Raw genomic sequence first — 20,175 nt, 5'->3', positions numbered from 1 at the left:
GGAAACCCCCAGACTTGGCCCTGGACGCGACGAAGGCGGCACCTCCCGGGGAGGTGCCGCCTTCGCGCGGGAGGATCAGTCCTGGTCGCCGCCCAGGACGAAGCGGACCAGGTCGTCCGCGTCCATGTCGCCCACGTCGCCGTCTTCGTCCGGCCGGGCGTCCTCCTCCGGCCGGTCCGCGCGGTCCGCCGCCTCCGAGAGCAGCTCCATCAGGCCCAGGGACCGCAGCTGGTCGAACGACACCGCCGCCAGGAACTTCCGGACCCGGGCCTCCTCCGCCGACGCCGGGGCGTCGGCTTCGTCGCCGAACAGCTCGCGGTGGAGGTGGGCCGCCACCGCCTGGGACGTCGGATGGTCGAACACCAGCGTCGACGGCAGCCGCAGGCCGGTGCGCTCACCCAGGACGTTGCGGACCTCCACCGCCGCCAAGGAGTCCACGCCCATCTCGCGGAACGCCTGCGCCGGCTCGATGTCCCCCGGCTCGCCGTAGCCCAGCAGCTCGGCCGCCACCTCGCGGACCAGCCGCAACAGCGCGTCGCGCCGCTCGGCCGGGTCCAGGCCGGCCAGCTCCTCGTGCAGGGTCGCCTCGGCCACCACCGCGTCGCGCTCCGAGCCCGCCGCCGAGAGGGCCTCGCGGACCTCGGGCAGCTCGCTCAGCAACGCGCTCTCGCGGGGCAGCGTGAACGTCTGCGCGAAGCGGTTCCAGTCGAAGTCCGCCGCCAGCACCGCGCCGCGGACGCCGAGCGCGCGGCCGAACGCGACCATCGCCTCCGCCGGCGCCAGCGGCACCAGGCCGTGGCGCTGCATGTGCTCCAGCATGTCGCCCTGCAGTGCCATCCCGGCCTCGCCCCAGACGCCCCAGCCGATCGACACGCCGGGCAGGCCGCGGCGTTCGCGGTCTTCGGCCAGCGCGTTGAGGTAGGCGTTCGCCGCGGCGTACGCGCTGAGCTTGCCGCTGCCGAGCATGCCCGACACCGACGAGTACAGCACGAAGAAGTCGAGCGGCCGGTCGCCGACCAGCTCGTCGAGGTGCCGGGCACCCTCGACTTTGGACTTCAGGACGCCCTCGACCTCTTCCAGGGTCAGCGCGACGACGTCGGCACCGTCCTGGGCGACGCCGGCCGCGTGGACGACGCCGCGCAGCGGGTCCGATCCGGGGATCGCCGCCAGCACCGCCTCGACCTGGGCGCGGTCGGCGACGTCGCACGCCACCACCGACACCTCGGCGCCGCGTCCGGTCAGCTCTTCGACCAGCTCGGCCGCACCCGGCGCGTCGGGGCCGCGACGGCTGGTCAGCAGCAGCCGCCGGACGCCGGCGTCGGCCAGCCAGCGGGCCGTCTCGACACCGAGCGCGCCCGTGCCGCCGGTGATCAGCACCGTGCCCGGACCGGCCAGCGCCGGGGTGACCGCCGGGGTCTCGGCCGCCGTCGTGCGGCGCAGCCGCCGCCCGAGCAACCGGCCGTCGCGCAGCGCGATCTGGTCCTCGCCGTCGAGCCCGGCCAGCACGTGCGGCAGGTTCCGCAGGTCGGCCTCGCCCGGTTCGGCGGGCAGTTCGACGAGCCCGCCCCACGCCGCCGCCCGTTCCAGCGCGACGGTGCGCCCGAAGCCCCAGACCGCCGCCTGCCCGACGGTGTCCGCGGCCGCGTGCCGCCCCTCGATCGGGAGCGCCTCGCGGGTCAGGCACCACAGCTTGGCTTCGACCTCGGCCCGGGCCAGCGCCTGGACCAGGACGGCGGTGAGCACGACGCCCGGCGGCGCGGTCGGCGCCGCGTCGATCTTCCGCGTGCTCAGCGCGAGCAGCGAGACGACACCGTCGAACGGTCCCGGCAGCTCCCCGAGGCGGGCGGCCAGCGCGGCCGGGTCGGGGTCGGTCACCGTCAGCACGGTGACGTCGCCGGGCAGCGCGCCGAGCACCCGCGCGCTCCAGCCGTCGCCGGTGTCTCCGGTGTCTCCGGGGACGACGGCCAGCCAGCGGCCCGGCGCGGCGCTGCCGGCGGGCGGCTTCAGCGGGGTCCAGTCGATGCGGTACCACCAGCGGTCGACGGCGGCCTCGGTGCGCAGCTTCTCCCGCCACGACGCCAGCGCGGGCAGCACGGCGTCCAGCGCGCTCCGGTCGACCTCCAGCGCCGAAGCCAGCACCTCGCCGTCGGTGGCCGCGACCATGCCCCACAGCCGCGCGTCGGCGGCGCTTTCGCCGCTCGCGACGGCCTGCGGCGCCGGTTCCGGCCAGTAGTTCTTGCGTTGGAAGGCATACGTCGGCAGCGGCACGCGCGCGGTGACGCCGGCACGCTCGTAGAAGGCGGCCCAGTCGATCGTGACACCCTGGGCGTGCGCCCCGGCGACCGCGGTCACCATCCGGCGCCAGTCGCCTTCGCCGGTGTGCAACGTCTCCTGGAACACCAGCGGCTCGCCGGTGCGGTCCATGGTCTGCTCGAGCGCCATCTTCAGCACCGGGTTCGGGCTGGGCTCGACGAACGCGCTCGCGCCGCCGGCCACCAGCGCGTCGGCCGCTTCGCCGAACAGCACGGTCTGACGCAGGTTCCGGTACCAGTACCGGGCGTCCAGCTCCGCGGTGTCGAGCAGCCCGCCGGTCACCGACGAGAAGAACGGCACGGCCGAGCTGCGCGGCGACACCGGCGCGAGCAGCTCGAGCAGGTCGTCCTCCAGCAGCTCGACCTGGGGCGAGTGCGCGGCGAAGTTCACCCCGGCCAGCCGCCAGCGCATCATGCCGGCGGCCGAAAGCCGCTTCTCCAGCTTCGCCATCGCGGTCTCGTCGCCGGAGACGGTGACCAGCTTGGGGCCGTTCACCGCGGCGATCGAGACCTCGCCGCCGAGCTCCGCGACGAGCGCGCGGACGTCGTCGGCCGGGGCGACCACCGAGAGCATCACCCCGGTGCGGGCCAGCTTCTGCCGGATCAGGCGGCTGCGCAGAGCGACCACCCTGGCACCGTCCTGAAGGGACAGTCCACCCGCGACACACGCGGCGGCGATCTCGCCCTGCGAGTGCCCGGCCACCGCGGCGGGTTCGACGCCGAACTCGCGCCACAGCGCGGCGAGCGACACCATCACCGCCCACAGCGCCGGCTGGACGATGTCGACCTCTTCGAGCGCCTCGGCGTCGTCGAGGACGTCGAGCAGGGACCAGTCGGCGAACTCCGCCAGCGCGGCGGCGCATTCGGCCAGCTTCGCGGCGAACACCGGCGAAGCGGCCAGGAGGTCCTTGGCCATCCCGGCCCACTGGGAACCCTGGCCGGGGAAGACGAAAGCCGGGTTGCGCGTCCCGAAGGTCCGGCCGGTCACGACGTCCGGGGCCGCTTCGCCCGCCGCCACCGCGGTGAGCGCGGCGGTGAGCCCGGCCCGGTCCTCGCCGACGAGGACGGCCCGGTGGGCGAACGCCGTCCGGCCGGACAGCGCCCGGCCGACCGCCGAGACGTCCTGTCCCTCCAGGTGCGCCAGCAGCCGTTCGGCCTGCCCGCGCAGGGCGCCGGCGGTCCGGCCGGAGAGCACCCACGGCACGATCGGCGGCGCCTGCGCCGGTTCGGGCGCGGGCACCGGCGCCGGGCCGGCTTCGAGCACGGCGTGGGCGTTGGTCCCGCTGATGCCGAACGACGACACCGCCGCGCGGCGCACCCGGCCGGTCTCCGGCCACGGCCGGGCGCCGGCGAGCACCTCGACCCCGCTGTCCGCCCAGTCCACATGGGACGACCGCGTTTCGGCGTGCAGTGACCGCGGCAGGACGCCGTGGCGCATCGCGAGGACCATCTTGATGATCCCGGCGACCCCCGCCGCGGCCTGGGTGTGCCCGATGTTGGACTTGACCGAGCCGATCGGCAGCGGGTTTTCGCGGTCCCGGCCGTAGGTGGCGATGAGCGCCTGCGCCTCGATCGGGTCGCCGAGCGCGGTGCCGGTGCCGTGCGCCTCGACCGCGTCGACGTCCGAAGTGGACAGTCCGGCGTTCGCCAGCGCGGCGCGGATCACCCGCTGCTGTGAAGGGCCGTTCGGGGCGGTCAGGCCGTTGGACGCGCCGTCGGAGTTGACCGCGGACCCGCGGACGACCGCGAGGATCTCGTGGCCGTTGCGCACCGCGTCGGACTGCCGTTCCAGCAGCAGCATGCCGGCGCCTTCGGCGAAGCCCAGGCCGTCGGCGTCGTCGGAGAACGCCTTGCAGCGCCCGTCCGGCGCGAGCCCGCGCTGGCGGCTGAACCCGACGAACGTGCCCGGTGTGGCCATCACGGTCACCCCGCCGGCCAGCGCCAGCTCGCATTCGCCGCTGCGCAGCGCCTGCGCGGCGAGGTGCAGGGTGACCAGCGACGACGAACAGGCCGTGTCGACGGTCAGCGTCGGGCCTTCGAAGCCGAAGGTGTAGGCGACGCGGCCGGAGGCGACGCTCGGCGAGCTGCCGTTGCTCTCGTAGCCGTCGGTGTCGGCGAGGTGGTTGAGCGTCAGGCCGTAGTCGTTGTACATCACGCCGACGAACACGCCGGTGCGGCTGCCGCGCAGGGACACCGGGTCCACGCCCGCGCGCTCGACGGCCTCCCAGCCGGTTTCCAGCAGCAGCCGCTGCTGGGCGTCGGTGGCGAGCGCCTCGCGCGGGTTCATCCCGAAGAACTCGGGGTCGAACTCGCCCGCGTCGTGCAGGAAGCCGCCTTCGCGGGTGTAGGTCGTGCCCGGGTGGTCCGGGTCCGGGTGGTAGAGCGACCCGACGTCCCAGCCGCGGTCGGCCGGGAACGCCGTGATGGCGTCGCGTTCCTCGGTGAGCAGCCGCCAGAGGTCCTCGGGCGAGGCGACCCCGCCCGGGAAGCGGCAGCTCATGCCGACGATGACGATCGGGTCGCCGGCCACCGCGGCCGGCGCCGGGGTCTCGGCGGCGACGGCGCCGGAGCCGAGCAGCGCGTCCAGGAGGTGCTCGCCCAGCGCGGCCACGGTCGGGTAGTCGAACACGGCGGTGGCGCCGAGCCGGACACCGGTGACGCCGTCGAGCCGGTTGCGCAGTTCGAGGGCGGTCAGGGAGTCGAAGCCGAGCTGCTGGAACGTCTGCCCGGCGTCGATCGCGCCGCCGTCGGCGTGCCCGAGCACCTGCGCGACCTGGGTGGTGACCAGCTCCCGGACGGCCCGGGTGCGGCCGGCGGCGTCAAGCGCGGTGAGCCGCTGGACGAGCCCGACGGCCGCTTCGGCGCCCGCCGCGGACCGCTTGAGCGGCACCCGGATGAGGCCGCGCAGCACCGGCGGTACGTCCCCCATGGCGCGCAGGACGGGCAGGTCGAGCCGGACCGGCGCGACGTCCGGGACCTCGGCGGCGAGGGCGGCGTCGAACAGCGTGGTGCCCAGTTCGGCCGGGATGGCCGGGGTGCCGGCCCGCGCCATGCGCGCGAGGTCGGCGTCGGACAGGGCGCTGGTCATGCCGCTGCCGGTCGCCCACGGACCCCACGCGAGCGAGGTGGCGGGCAGGCCGGCCGCGTGGCGGCGCCGGGCGAGGGCGTCGAGGAAGGCGTTGGCGGCGGCGTAGTTGGCCTGCCCCGCGGTGCCGACGGTGCCGGCGACCGAGGAGAACACGACGAACGACCGGAGGTCCCGGGTCAGCTCGTGCAGGTTCCAGGCCCCGGCGACCTTGGGCCGCAGCACCCGCGCGAAGCTCTCCGCGGTCTGGGAGTCCAGGACCCCGTCGTCGAGGACGCCGGCGCTGTGCACCACGGCGGTCAGCGGGTGTTCGAGCCCGTCGATGAGCGCCTCGAGGGCGTCCCGGTCGGCGACGTCGCAGGCGACTGCGGTGGCTTCGGCGCCGTGCGCGGCGAGCTCCGCGACGAGCGTGGCGACCTCGGCGGGGTCTCCCCCGCTGCGGCTGACGAGCAGCAGCCGCCGCATCCCGTGCTCGGCGGCGAGGTGCCGGGCGAAGACGGCGCCGAGGCCACCGGTGCCGCCGGTGACGAGGACGGTGCCGTCCGGATCGCCGAAGGCCGCCGTTTCGGGCCGGACCGCGACCCGGGCGAGCCGGCCGCCGTGCACCCGCCCGTCCTTGACGGCAACCTGCGGCTCACCGGCCGCGAGGGCGGCGGCCAGGTGCGCACCGGCGTCGTCGAGATCGAGAAGCGTGACGCGGCCGGGGTGTTCGGCCTGCGCCGAGCGCACCAGACCCCACACCGCCGCGGCGACGGGGTCGCCTTCGGTGGCCCCGCGGGTGAGGACGGCCAGGCGGGTTTCGCGGAGGCGGTCGTCGGCGAGCCAGCGCTGGAGGAGGTCCAGGACCCGGGTGGTGAGGTCGAGGGCGGCGGTGGCGAGGTCGGCGGCGGCCGGCGGGTCGAGGAGGGGCAGGACGACCAGGTCAGGCGCGGCGCTGGCCGCGGCTTCGAGGTCGGCGAAGGTGGTGGAGATCCCGGCTGAGGCGAGGAGTGCGCCCGCGGTTTCGGGCGCGGAGGATGTGGAGTCGGGATCGGAGTCGGCTGAAGAAGCCTCGCCCGGCACGCCGGAGCCCGCCGAGCCCGAGCCAATCCGACCACCACCCAGCGCGCCGGAACCCGTCGAATCTCCGTCGGGCGGCAGGAACAGCACTCCCGCCGTGCCGAGATCCTTCGGCTCGACCGCCAACGGAGTCCACGTCAACCGGTACAGGTTCTCCTGGCCCACCGGGCCCGAACGCACCTCCGCCGGCTGCCGCAGGCGCAGGCTCGCCACCTCGGCCACCAGCTCGCCGGCCGTGTCCGTGATCGTCAGCGACACCCCCGCGCCGGCGCGGGCGATCCGGACGCGGACCGAAGCCGCGCCGGTGGCGTGCAGCTGCACGCCCTCCCACGCGAACGGCAGCCCCGCCTCGCCGCCGAGCAGGCCGATCGCGTGCAAGCACGCGTCGAACAGCGCCGGGTGCAGGCCGAACGCGCCCGCCTCGCCCGCGTCGTCCGCGGGCAGCGCCACCTCGGCGAACACCTCGTCGCCCGACACCCAGGCCGCCTTCAGGCCGCGGAACGTGCCGTCGTAGGACAACCCCGAACCAGCCAGGCTTTCGTAGTGCGAAGACAGGTCGGCCGGCGCCGCGGCCGGAGGCCACGGGAAGACCTCCGCCGGCGCGCGGCGCGGGCCAAGCGCGCCGGTCGCGTGCCGGACCCACGTCAGGTCGTCGCCGTCCTCCGGTCGCGAGTGGACGGTCAGGGTCCGGCGGCCGTCCTCGCGCGCCTTCGAAACGAGCAGCTGCAGCTGGACACCGCCGCTCTCCGGCAGCACCAACGGCGCTTCCAGGGTCAGCTCGTCCAGGCACGGGGTGCCGGCTTCACCGCCCGCGCGCAGGGCCAGCTCCGCGAACACCGTCCCGGGCAGCACCACCGCTCCCCCGACGACGTGCCCGCGCAGCCACGGGTGCCCCGACACCGACAGCCGGCTGGTCAGCAGCACCTCGTCCGACCCGGCCGGGCGCACCACGGCCCCGACCATCGGGTGGCCGCCGACGCCCAGGCCCGCCGCCGTCGCGTCCCCGCGAGGAGTCGCGCCGCCGCGGGGCCAGAACCGCTCGCGCTGGAACGCGTACGTCGGCAGCTCGGCGCGCCGCCCGCCGGGCAGCACCGCCGCCCAGTCGACGCGGGCGCCGGCCACGTGGAGGCCCGCGAGCCCGGCCAGCGCCGCCCGCGGTTCGGGGGTTTCCTTGCGCAGCAACGGGACCGTGATCGCGTCGGCGAGCACGCCCGCCGTCATGGCGGACAGGACGCCGTCCGGGCCGAACTCGGCGAACACCCGCACGCCGTGCTCGTGCAGCGCCGTCACCCCGTCGGCGAACCGGACCGTGCGGCGGACGTTGGCCACCCAGTGCTCCGCCGAGAACTCCGTGACGAGCGCGCCGGTGACCGTCGAAACCACCGGGATCCGCGGCGGCGCGTACGCCAGCCCTTCGGCGACCGCGCGGAAGTCCGCCAGCATCGGGTCCATCAGCGGCGAGTGGAAAGCGTGCGACACGGTCAGCCGCTTGGTCTTCTCGAACCGGCCCGCGACCGCGAGCACGGCCTCCTCGGCTCCGGCGAGCACCACGGCGTCCGGGCCGTTGACCGCCGCGATCGCGACGTCGTCGCCCAGCAGGGGCCGGACCTCGTCCTCGGTCGCCCGCACCGACACCATCGCGCCGCCGGCCGGCAGCGCGCCCATCAGCTCGGCGCGGGCCCGCACCAGCGTGCAGGCGTCGGGCAGGGACAGCACCCCCGCGACGTGCGCGGCCGCGATTTCGCCGACCGAGTGCCCGAGCACGTGGTCGGGCCGCACGCCCCACGACTCGAAGAGCCGGTACAGCGCGACTTCCAGAGCGAACAGCGCGGGTTGCGCGGCGGCCGTGCTGGCGAGCCGCCGGGAGTTCTCGCCCCAGACGATCCCGGCCCAGTCGCCGGGCAGCTGCTCGGCGATCGTGTCCCAGGCCTGGGCGAACACGGGGTACCGCGCGTAGAGCCGGCGGCCCATGCCGAGCCGCTGGGCGCCCTGGCCGGCGAACACCGCGGCCAGCTTCGCCTGCTCGGCGACCCGGCCGGTGACGACGGCCGGGTGCGGTTCGCCGGCGGCGAGCGCGTCCAGCGCGGCGGCCAGCTCCGCGCGGTGCTCCGAGAGCACCACCGCGCGGTGGTCGAACGCGGCCCGGCCGGTGGCGAGGGTGTGGCCGGCGTCGACGCGGTTGACGTCGAGCCCGGCCAGGCGCGCGGCCTGCTCGCGCAGGGCCGGTTCCGTGGTGGCCGACAGCGGCCACGGCACGACCCCGGCGTCCGGCGGCTCCGGGACGGCCACGGGTTCCGGCGCCTGCTCGAGGATCGTGTGGGCGTTGGTGCCGCTGATGCCGAACGACGACACCGCGGCGCGGCGCGCCCGGCCGGTCTCCGGCCACGGCCGGTTCCCGGTGACGACCTCGACGTCCCCGCTCGCCCAGTCGACGTGCGAAGACACCGCTCCGGCGTGCAGCGACGGCGGGACGACGCCCTGCCGCAGCGCGGCCACCATCTTGATCACGCCGGCCACGCCGGCCGCGGCCTGTGTGTGGCCGATGTTCGACTTCACCGAGCCGAGCAGCAGCGGGGTTTCGCGCTTCTGGCCGTAGGTCGCCAGCAGTGCCTGCGCCTCGATCGGGTCGCCCAGCGTGGTGCCGGTGCCGTGGCCTTCGACGACGTCGACGTCCGAAGTGGACAGACCGGCGACGGAAAGCGCCTGGCGGATCACGCGCTGCTGCGAAGGACCGTTCGGGGCGGTGAGGCCGTTGGACGCGCCGTCGGAGTTGACCGCGCTGCCCCGCACCACGGCGAGGATCGGGTGCCCGTTGCGCTGCGCGTCGGAAACCCGTTCCAGCAGCAGCATCCCGGCGCCTTCGGACCAGCCGACGCCGTCCGCGCCGTCGCCGAAGGACTTGCAGCGGCCGTCCGGGGAAAGCCCGCGCTGGCGCGAGAACCCGACGAACGTGCCCGGGGTCGACATGACCGTGACACCCCCGGCGAGCGCCAGCGAGCACTCCCCCGAGCGCAGGGCCTGCGCGGCCCAGTGCAGGGCGACGAGCGACGACGAACACGCCGTGTCGACGGTGACCGCCGGGCCCTCCAGGCCGAGCACGTAGGCGACGCGCCCGGAAGCGACGCTGCCCGCGCTGCCGTTGCCCTGGTAGGCCTCGAGGTCCGCGCCGGCGACCAGGCTGTTGTAGTCGTTGTACATCACGCCGGCGAAGACGCCGGTCCGGCTGCCGCGCAGGCTGCGCGGGTCGATGCCGGCCCGCTCGAACGCCTCCCACGAGACTTCGAGGAGCAGCCGCTGCTGGGTGTCGGTCGCGACCGCCTCGCGCGGGCTCATCCCGAAGAACGCCGCGTCGAACTCGGCCGCGTCGTGCAGGAAGCCGCCGTGGCGGGTGTAGGAGGTGCCCGGGTGGTCCGGGTCGGGGTCGTAGAGCGCGTCGACGTCCCAGCCGCGGTCGCCGGGGAACTCGGTGATCGCGTCGGTGCCGCCGGCGACCAGGTCCCAGAGCTCCTCCGGGGTGGTGACGCCGCCCGGGTAGCGGCAGCTCATCGCGACGATCGCGATCGGCTCGTCGGCCACCGCGACCGGCGCCGGGGTGTCTTCGACGCGGTCGCCCTCGCCCAGCACCTCGACGAGGTGGCGGGCCAGCGCGGTCGCCGTCGGGTAGTCGAACACTGTCGTGGCGGGCAGCGCGACACCGGACGCGGCGGTCAGCTTGTTGCGCAGGTCGACCGCGGTGAGCGAGTCGAACCCCAGCTCTTGGAACGTCTTCGTGGCCGAAACGGCCGTCGCGTCGGAATGGCCGAGCACGAGCGCGACCTGTTCGCGCACCAGGGTCAGCAGCGCTTCGGCACGCTCGTCCGGCGACAGCCCGGCCAGGCGGCGAAGCAGCCCGGCGGACCCGCGGCCCGCCTGCTTGCGGCCGGTGACACGCACCAGGCCGCGCAGCAGCGGCGGGATCTCCGGCTGCGTCCGGATCACCGGGAGGTCGAGGCGGACCGGCAGCAGCACCGCGCGATCGGTGGTGAGCGCCCGGTCGAAGAGCCGGATGCTCTGCTCCGGCTGCAGCACGGGCATGCCGAGCCGGGCCATCCGCTCGAAGTCGGCTTCGCCGAGGGTCCGGGTCATGCCGGTCGCCGCGGCCCACGGACCCCAGCCCAGCGACTGCGCCGGGAGGCCGTCAGCCGCGCGGTGCAGGGCGAGCGCGTCGAGGAAGGTGTTGGCCGCGGCGTAGTTCGCCTGGCCGGCGCCGCCGAAGGTGCCCGCGACCGAGGAGAACGAGACGAACGCTCGGAGCGGGAGGTCGCGGGTCAGCTCGTGCAGGTTCCAGGCCGCGTCGACCTTCGGGCGCAGCACGGCCGCCAGCCGGTCCGGCGTGAGCGAGCCGAGGACGCCGTCGTCGAGGACACCGGCGGTCTGCACGACCGCGGTGAGCGGGTGCTCGGCCGGGACGGCGGCGAGCAGGGCCGCCAGCGCGTCGCGGTCGGCGATGTCGCAGGCCTCGACGTCGACGTGGGCGCCGGCCGCGGTGAGGCCGGCGGCCAGCTCGGCCGCGCCGTCGGCGGCCCGGCCGCGGCGGCTGACCAGCAGCAGGCGCCGCGCGCCGTGCTCGGTGACGAGGTGGCGGGCCAGCAGCCCGCCGAGTCCGCCGGTGCCCCCGGTGATGAGGACGGTGCCGTCCGGGTCCCAGCTCGAGCTTTCACGTGAAAGCTCGACGCCCGGCGCGTCGGCGCGCGCGAGGCGGGCGGCCCGCGGTTCGCCGTTGACGAGCGTGAGCTGCGGTTCACCGGTGGTGAGCGCGGCCGGCAACGCGGTCAGGGACGCGTCGGCGCCGTCGAGGTCGATCAGCGCGACGCGGCCCGGGTGCTCGACCTGGGCGGTGCGGACCAGGCCCCACACGGCGGCCGCGGGCAGGTCGGCCCCGGTCGTCGCGCCGCGGGTGACCAGGACGAGCCGCGCGGGCCGCTCGCCGGCCAGCCAGTCCTGCAGCACGCCCAGCACGTGCGTGGTCAGTTCGTGGGTCTCCCGCACGACGTCGGCGCCCTCGGCGGCCGCGACCGGCCACAGGACAACGCCGTCCCGGGCGTCCAGGGGGCCGGAAAGCCGCGCGGCGGCCGGGAACACCCCGGCGACGCCGAGCGGGTCGGCCCCGGCGACCGAGACCGGGCCGGTCTCGGGCGCGCCGACGGCGATCGGCGTCCAGTCGAGCCGGAACAGCGAGTCGCGGTCGGCGGCCGGCGCCGCGGACTGGGGCCGCAGCACCAGCGAACGCACGGTCGCGACCGGCTCGCCGCCGGGATCGACCAGGTGCAGGGACACCGCGTCGTCGCCGGCGGGCGTGACGCGCAGCCGCACCGCGGTCGCGCCCGAGGCGTGCACGGTGACGCCCTCCCACGAGAACGGCAGGGCGCCCGGCCGCACGGCGGAGCTGAACGACGTCGCGTGCAGGCACGCGTCGAGCAGCGCCGGGTGCAGGCCGAACCCCTCGGCGGGCTCGTCCTCGGGCAGCTCGGCTTCGGCGTAGACGTCTTCGCCGTGGCTCCAGGCGGCGGTCAGGCCGCGGAACGCCGGGCCGTACTCGAAACCCCGGTCGGCGAACCGGTCGTAGAGGCCGTCGAGGTCGATCTCGGTGGCGTCGGCCGGGCGGGTGACCACGGCCGCGGGCTCGGCGGCAGGACGCAGCGTGCCGCCGGCGTGACGGGTCCACAGCTCGTCGGGGGCGTCTTCGCGGCGCGAGTAGATCGAGACCGGCCGCTCGCCGTCCTCGCCCGGGGCGCCGACGGCGACCTGGACGTGCGTGCCGGTCTCCTCGGCCAGGACCAGCGGGGCTTCGAGAGTCAGCTCGCCGGCGGCCGGGCAGCCGGCCTGCTCGCCGGCCGCGGTGGCCAGCTCCAGCAGCGCGGTGCCCGGCAGCAGCACCGAGCCGGCGATCCGGTGCCCGGCCAGCCACGGGTGCGACGCGAGGGAAAGCCGTGCGGTGTAGAGGAAACCGTCCGACTCGGGCAACTCGATGCCGCCGTTCAGCAGCGGGTGGGCGACGGCGTCGAGACCGGCGCCGCCGGTCAGCAGCGCCACCCGCGGCCAGAACCGTTCGTGCTGGAACGGGTACGTCGGCAGCTCGACCGGCCGCCCGGTGTCCAGGTAGGACTCCCAGCCGACGTCGACGCCGTGCAGGTGCAACGCGGTGAGCGCGTCGACGACCGAGTCGTCTTCGTCACGGTCGCGGCGCAGGCACGGGACCGCGACCGCTTCCGGCGGCAGGGTTTCCGCGGCCAGCGCGCTGAGCACCCCGGCCGGGCCGAGCTCCAGGAACGCCGTGACGCCGTCGGCGAGCAGGGTCGATACGCCGTCGGCGAACCGGACGGCGGCGCGGACGTGCCGCACCCAGTAGTCCGCTGTGGACAGTTCCGCGACCGTGCCGGTCAGGTTCGAGATCACCGGGATTTCGGCGGGTGCGTACTCGATCGTCTCCGCGATCGCGCGGAACTCGTCGAGCATCGGGTCCATCAGCGGCGAGTGGAAGGCATGGCTGACGTCGAGGCGGCGGGTGCGGTGCCCGTCCGTGGCGAAGGCGGCGGCGATCTCGGTGACGGCGTCCGCGTCGCCCGAGACGACGACCGACTCCGGCCCGTTGACCGCGGCGATCGACACCCGGTCGCCGAGCCGGGCCGCGACCGCGGCTTCGGGGGCGTTGATCGCGACCATCGCGCCGCCGGCGGGCAGCGCGGCCATCAGGCGGCCGCGGGCGGCGACCAGGCGGCAGGCGTCCTCGAGCGAGAAGACCCCGGCGACATGCGCCGCGGCCAGCTCGCCGATCGAGTGCCCGAGCAGCAGGTCCGGCGTGACACCCCAGGAGCGCACCAGGCGGAACAGCGCGACCTCGAGCGCGAACAGCGCGGGCTGGGCGAGGTCGGTGGACTCCAGCGACCCGTCGGCGTCGAACATCCTTTCCCGCAAAGGAAAGTCGAACTGCGCGCAGACCTCGTCGAGGGCGGCGGCGAACACCGGGTACCGGTCGTGGAGGACCCGGCCGGCGCCGGCGCGCTGGGCGCCCTGGCCGGTGAACAGGAACGCCGTGCGGGCGCCGGAAACCGCTTCACCGGTCGCGAGCCCCGGCGCCTCGGCGCCCGCGGCCAGGGCGGCGAGCGCGGCGAGCGGGTCGCCGGTCAGCACCGCGCGGTGCTCGAAGGTGGTGCGGGTCGTGGCCAGCGACCAGGCGACGTCACCGGGCCGGTCGCCGACCGCGGTGGCCAGCAGCCGGGTCGCCTGCGCCCGCAGCGCTTCCGGGGTGCGGGCCGACAGCAGCCACGGCGCGGGCCGCTCGGTGGACGCGGGTCCCGGCTCGGCCGCCGGGGGCTGTTCCAGCACGACGTGGGCGTTGGTGCCACTGATGCCGAACGACGACACCGCCGCGCGGCGCGGGCGCCCGGTCTCCGGCCACGGCCGGGTCGCGGTGACCAGCTCGATGTCCCCCGCCGTCCAGTCCACATGGGACGACGGCGCGTCGACGTGCAGGGTCTTCGGCACCACGCCGGAGCGCAGCGCATACACGGACTTGATCACGCCGGCGACGCCGGCCGCCGCCTGCGTGTGGCCGAGGTTCGACTTGACCGAGCCGAGCAGCAGCGGCCGGAACTCGTCACGCTCCTGGCCGTAGGTGGCCAGCAGCGCCTGGGCCTCGATCGGGTCGCCCAGGGTGGTCCCGGTGCCGTGGCCTTCGACGACGTCGACGTCCGAAGTGGACAGTCCGGCGGCGGAAAGCGCCTGGCGGATCACGCGTTGCTGCGACGGGCCGTTCGGGGCGGTCAGGCCGTTGGACGCGCCGTCGGAGTTGACCGCGCTGCCGCGGACCACGGCGAGCACGGGGTGTCCGTTGCGCTGCGCGTCGGACAGCCGTTCCAGGACGAGGACACCGACCCCTTCGGACCAGCCGACCCCGTCGGCGGCGTCGGCGTAGGACTTGCAGCGGCCGTCGGCGGCGAGGCCGCGCTGGCGGCTGAAGTCGATGAACGTGCCCGGGGTCGCCATCACGGTGACGCCGCCGGCGAGCGCCAGCTCGCACTCGCCGCGCTGCAGCGCGGTCGCGGCCATGTGCAGCGCGACCAGCGATGACGAGCACGCCGTGTCGACGGTGACCGACGGCCCTTCCAGGCCGAAGACGTAGGACAGCCGGCCGGACAGCACGCTGCCCGCGTTGCCGGTGCCGAGGTAGCCGAGCGAGTCGGCCGGGAACTCGACGTTCGCGCCCAGGTAGTCGTGGTACATGATGCCCGCGTAGACGCCGGTGCGGCTGCCGCGCAGGGTTTCCGGCCGGATGCCCGCGCGTTCCAGCGCCTCCCACGACGTTTCGAGCAGCTGCCGCTGCTGCGGGTCCATCGCGAGGGCCTCGCGCGGGGAGATGCCGAAGAAGCCGGGGTCGAAGCCGGCGACGTCGTCGAGGAAGCCACCTTCGCGGGTGTAGCTGGTGCCCGCGTGGTCGGGGTCCGGGTGGTAGAGCGCGTCGACCGGCCAGCCGCGGTCGCCCGGGAAGCGGGAGACGCCGTCCCCGTCGCCGAGCACGAAGTCCCACAGCTCGTCGGGCGAGGTGATGCCGCCCGGGTAACGGCAGCCCATGGACACGATGACCACCGGGTCGGCCTCGACCGGCGTCGCGCGCACCGGCGTGGGCGTGGCGGCGTCGAGGGTGCCGACCAGCTCGTCGTGCAGGTGGCGGGCCAGCGCGAGGACGGTCGGGTAGTCGAAGACGAGCGTCGCGGGCAGGCGCAGGCCGGTGTCGGCCTGGACGGCGTTGCGCAGCTCGACCGCGGACAGCGAGTCGAAGCCGAGGTCCGAAAAGGACTGTCCGGGTTCGACCTGGCCGAGCGAGCTGTAGCCCAGCAGGCCGACGACGTGCGTCCGGACGAGGTCGACCAGCGCGCGCTGCCGGTCGGCCGGGGCGAGCCCGGCGAGCCGCGCGGTGAGACCGGAGTCGGCCCGCGGCCGGCGGCGCGCGCTCCCCCGGACCAGGCGGCGCAGCAACGGCGGCACCTCGGGCGCGGCCGAGAGCGTGTCGAGGTCCAGCCGGACCGGGGCGAGCAGGGCGTCGTCGGCGCCGAGGGCGGCGTCGAACAGGCTCAAGCCCTGCTCGACGGTCAGCGGCGGCGTGCCCGCGCGGGTCATCCGGTCGCGGTCGGCGTCGGTGAGGGTGCCGGCCATGCCGGTCTCCCACGCACCCCAGGCGAGGCTCACGGCGGCCTGGCCGTGCGCGCGCCGGTGGGCGGCGAGGGCGTCGAGGAAGGCGTTGCCGGCGGCGTAGTTGCCCTGCCCGGCCGCGCCGAAAACCCCGGCCACGGAGGAGAACAGCACGAAGGTCTCGGCGTGTTCGGCCAGTTCGTGGAGGTGCCAGGCGGCATCGACCTTCGGCCGCAGGACGGCGTCGAGCTGGTCTTCGTTCAGCGACCCGAAGGTGGCGTCGTCGAGCCTGCCCGCGGTGTGCACAACGGCGGTGATCTCGTGCTCGGCGAAGATCCGGGCAAGGGCATCGCGATCGGTTACGTCGCAAGCGATCGCGGTGGCGTCGACGCCCAGCTCGGCGATCAGCTCGGCCGCACCCGGCGTGTCGGGGCCGCGGCGGCCGGCGAGCAGCAGGCGGCGGGCGCCGTGCTCGGCGACCAGGTGGCGGGCGAGGTGCGAGCCCAGGCCGCCGAGGCCGCCGGTGATGAGGACGGTGCCGTCGAAGCGGCCTTCGGCAGCGGGTGCGACAGCCGCCCGGCCGAGCCGCGGGACGTGCAGCCGCCCCTCGCGGACGACGACCTTCGGCTCCCCCAGCCCGACGGCCGCGGCGAGCAGCTCGTCGTCATCGGTGTCGACGAGCGTGATGCGGCCGGGCTGTTCGGCCTGCGCGGAGCCGAGGAGGCCCCAGATCGGCGCGGTCGCGAAGTCGGTCGAACTGGCGACGACCACCAGGTGGGAGTCCGTGGAGTGACCCAGCCAGTCTTGAACGGTGTGGAGGACTTCGCGCAGGGTCTCGCGGACGGCTTCGGGGGTGTCCCCGCCGGTGGGCCGGTAGACCACGTGCGACGGCGATCCGCTCGTTTCCCCGAGCAACGGCCAGTCCACCGGACCGGCCGCCGCGCTCGCCGGGACCGGGACCCAGTCCACGGTGAACAGCGACTCGTGCCGGGCTTTCCGGCCCGCGCCGGTGCCCGCGGCCACCGGTCGAAGAGCCAGCGCCTCCACCGAGGCGACCGGCTCGCCCGCCGTGTCGGCGACCTCGATGGCCACCGACACCGGGTCCGCCGCGTCGATCCGCACCCGCAGCGCCGACGCGCCCGGCGCGTGCAGCGTGACACCCGACCACGCGAACGGCAGCAGCCGGTCCGCGTCCTCGCCGCGGTCCGCCGCGCCCAGCGCGTGCAGGGCCGCGTCGAGCACCGCCGGGTGCAGGCCGTACGCGTCGGTCGCGCCGGCCTGCTCGGGCCGGGTCACCTCGGCGAACACCTCGGTGCCGCGGCGCCAGACGCGCTCCAGCCCCTGGAACGCCGGGCCGTAGCCGAACCCGGCCGACGCCAGGCCGTCGTAGAACCCGGTGAGGTCGACTTCCTCGGCCTCGGTCGGCGGCCACTCGACCGGCGCCGGGGCCGCGGCGCCCGGCGCGAGCACACCGCCGGCGTGCCGTTCCCACGCCGTGTCCTCGGGTTCGTCCTCGAGTCGCGAGTGGACGGTGAACGCGCGCCGCCCCGCGTGGTCCGGGGCGCCGACGAGCAGCTGCAGCCGGACGCCGCCGCGGTCGGGGAGCACCAGCGGCGCTTCGAGGGTGAGCTCGGCGACGCGCGGGCAGCCGACGCTGTCGCCCGCCCGCATCGCCAGCTCCAGGAAAGCCGTGCCGGGCAACAGGATCGCACCCATGATGACGTGGTCGGCCAGCCACGGTGTCGCCGTGGCGGAGAGCCGGCCGGTGAACAGGTGGCCTTCACCGTCGGCCAGGCCGGTCGCCGCGCCGAGCAGCGGGTGGCCGGCCGCGGTCAGGCCGAGCCCGCCCGGGTCGGTCGCCACCGCGCCCGGCGGCGTCGCGGCCGGCCAGTAGCGCTCGTGCTGGAACGCGTACGTCGGCAGGTCGATCAGCCGGGCACCGGCGTAGAACCCGCGCCAGTCAACGGGAACACCCGCGACGTGCAGTGCGGCGACCGCGGAGGCCGCGGACTGCTCTTCCGGCCGCCCGGCCCGCAGCAGTGGCACACACTTGACGTCGTCGCCGGCGCCACTCGCCATCGCGGACAGCACGCCGTCCGGGCCCAGCTCGACGAACCGGGTGACGTCCCGGTCGGCCAGCCACCGCACGCCGTCGCCGAACCGGACGGTGTCGCGCACATGGGACACCCAGTAGGCCGGATCCTGCAGCTCCCCCGCCGTCGCGACGCGGCCGGTGCGGTTCGAAACGATCGGCAGCGTCGCTTCGCCGTAGGAGATCCGGCGCGCGACGGCGGCGAACTCGCCGAGCATCGGCTCCATCCGCGCCGAGTGGAAGGCGTGGCTCACCCGCAGCCGCTTGGTCCGCCGGTCGCCCAGCGCGGTTTCCAGGGCGTCGATGGCCGCCGCGTCCCCGGAGAACACCACGGAGTCCGGCCCGTTGACCGCCGCCAGCGAGACCTCCGGGCCGGTGATCAGCTCGCGGGCTTCGGCTTCGGTGAGCTCGGCGGCGAGCATCGCGCCCCCGGAAGGCAGCTCCTGCATGAGCCGCCCGCGCGCGGTGACGAGCGCACAAGCGTCTTCCAGCGAGAACACCCCGGCGACATGCGCCGCGGCCAGCTCGCCGACGGAGTGCCCGAGCAGGTAGTCCGGCCGCAGCCCCCACGACTCGGCGAGCCGGAAGAGCGCGACCTCCAGGGCGAACAGCGCGGCCTGTGCGTGCTTCGTGTCGTCGAGACCGGCGCCGGTGCGCACGACCTCGGTGAGCGCCGGGTCGAGGTGGGCGCACACGGCGTCCCACGCCTCGGCGAACACCGGGAAGGCTTCGCGCAGCTCAAGGCCCATCCCGGCGCGCTGTGACCCCTGTCCGGTGAACAGGAACGCGACCGCTCCGGACGTCGCGACGCCGGAGGGACCGTTCCCCTCGGCCAGCGCGGTCAGTCCGGCCCGCAGGTCGTCCACAGTGGACCCGGTGACGACCGCGCGGTGCGGCAGCGCGGCCCGCGAGACCCCGAGAGAGTACGCCAGGTCCACAAGAGACAACTCTGAATCCACAAAGGACAGCAAGCGGGCGGCCTGGCCCCGCAGCCCGGCGGCGTTCTTGCCGGACACCGGCCAGTTCAGCACGCCGGGCACCCGCGGCGCCGGCGCGGCCACGGCTTCGACCGCGGGCGCCTGCTCCAGGATGACGTGCGCGTTGGTGCCGCTCAGCCCGAACGACGACACCCCGGCCCGGCGCGGCCGCCCGGTCGCCGGCCACGGCCGGGTGCCGGTGACCAGCGCGAGCCCGCTGCTGTCCCAGTCCAGCGCCGACGTCGGCGCGTCGACGCCCAAGGTCTCCGGCAGCACGCCGTGCTGCAGTGCCAGGACCATCTTCAGCACGCCGGCCACACCGGCGGCGGCCTGGGTGTGCCCGAGGTTCGACTTGACCGAGCCCAGCCACAGCGGCTCGCCGTCGCGGTCACGGCCGTAGGTGGCGGCCAGCGCGCGGGCCTCGATCGGGTCGCCGAGGGTGGTGCCGGTGCCGTGCGCCTCGACGGCGTCGACGTCGGCCGGGGTGAGCCCCGCGCCGGCGAGCGCCGCGCGGATGACCCGTTCCTGCGCCGGGCCGCTCGGGGCGGTCAGGCCGTTGGACGCGCCGTCCTGGTTGACCGCGCTGCCGCGCAGGACCGCGAGCACGCGGTGGCCGTTGCGCTCGGCGTCGGACAGCCGTTCGAGCACGAGGACACCGGCGCCCTCACCCCAGCCGGTGCCCGCGGCGCCCTCGGCGAACGAGCGGCAGCGGCCGTCGGGCGCGAGCCCGCGCTGACGGCTGAAGGCGATGAACAACGTCGGTGTGGCCATCACGGTCGCGCCGCCGGCCAGGGCCAGGGAGCAGTCGCCGCGGCGCAGCGCGTGCGCGGCCAGGTGCATCGCGACCAGCGACGCCGAGCACGCGGTGTCGACGGTGATCGCGGGGCCTTCGAGACCGAGCGCGTAGGCGACCCGGCCGGACAGGACACTCGAGGCGTTGGCCGTCGAAAGGTAGTCCTCGGCGCCTTCGGCGGCGCTCGCGGCGAGATGGATGTAGTCCTGGAAGTTCGTGCCGGTGAACACCCCGGTCGCCGAGCCGCGCAGCGACGACGGGTCGATCCCGGCGCGCTCGACCGCCTCCCACGAAATCTCCAGCATCAGCCGCTGCTGCGGGTCCATAACCAGCGCCTCGCGCGGCGAGATGCCGAAGAACGCCGGGTCGAAGTCGCCCGCGTCGTGCAGGAACCCGCCGTGGCGCACGTAGGACGTGCCGCGCGACGCGCCGTCCGGGTCGTGCAGCCGCTCGACGTCCCAGCCGCGGTCGGCGGGGAACTCCGTGATGGCGTCCCGGCCCTCGGAAAGCAGTTCCCACAACGCTTCGGGGCTCGACGCCCCGCCGGGGAAGCGGCAGCCGAGGCCGACGACCGCGATCGGCTCCTGGTCGGCCGTCTCGGCCTCCCGCAGCTTCGCGCGGGTCTCCTGCAGCTCCACGGTGACCCGCTTGAGGAAGTGCCGGAGCTTTTCTTCGTTGTCCATCAGCGC

At 75.4% G+C, this 20,175-nt stretch carries 1 protein-coding gene; it reads right to left on the bottom strand.

Annotated features, from left to right (window positions below; all coding sequences use genetic code 11):
* Positions 1-75: 75 nt before the first annotated feature.
* Positions 76-20,169 carry a type I polyketide synthase gene (locus ACZ63E_RS31745; protein WP_465340095.1) on the bottom strand — a complete coding sequence of 6,698 codons (20,094 nt, stop codon included), beginning with the start codon at positions 20,167-20,169 and terminating at the stop codon, positions 76-78.
* Positions 20,170-20,175: the final 6 nt, after the last annotated feature.

The organism is Amycolatopsis sp. NPDC104819 (assembly GCF_055583145.1).
The sequence above is the reverse complement of the archived record's forward strand: the minus strand, read 5'-3'. Positions and strand labels throughout refer to the sequence as shown.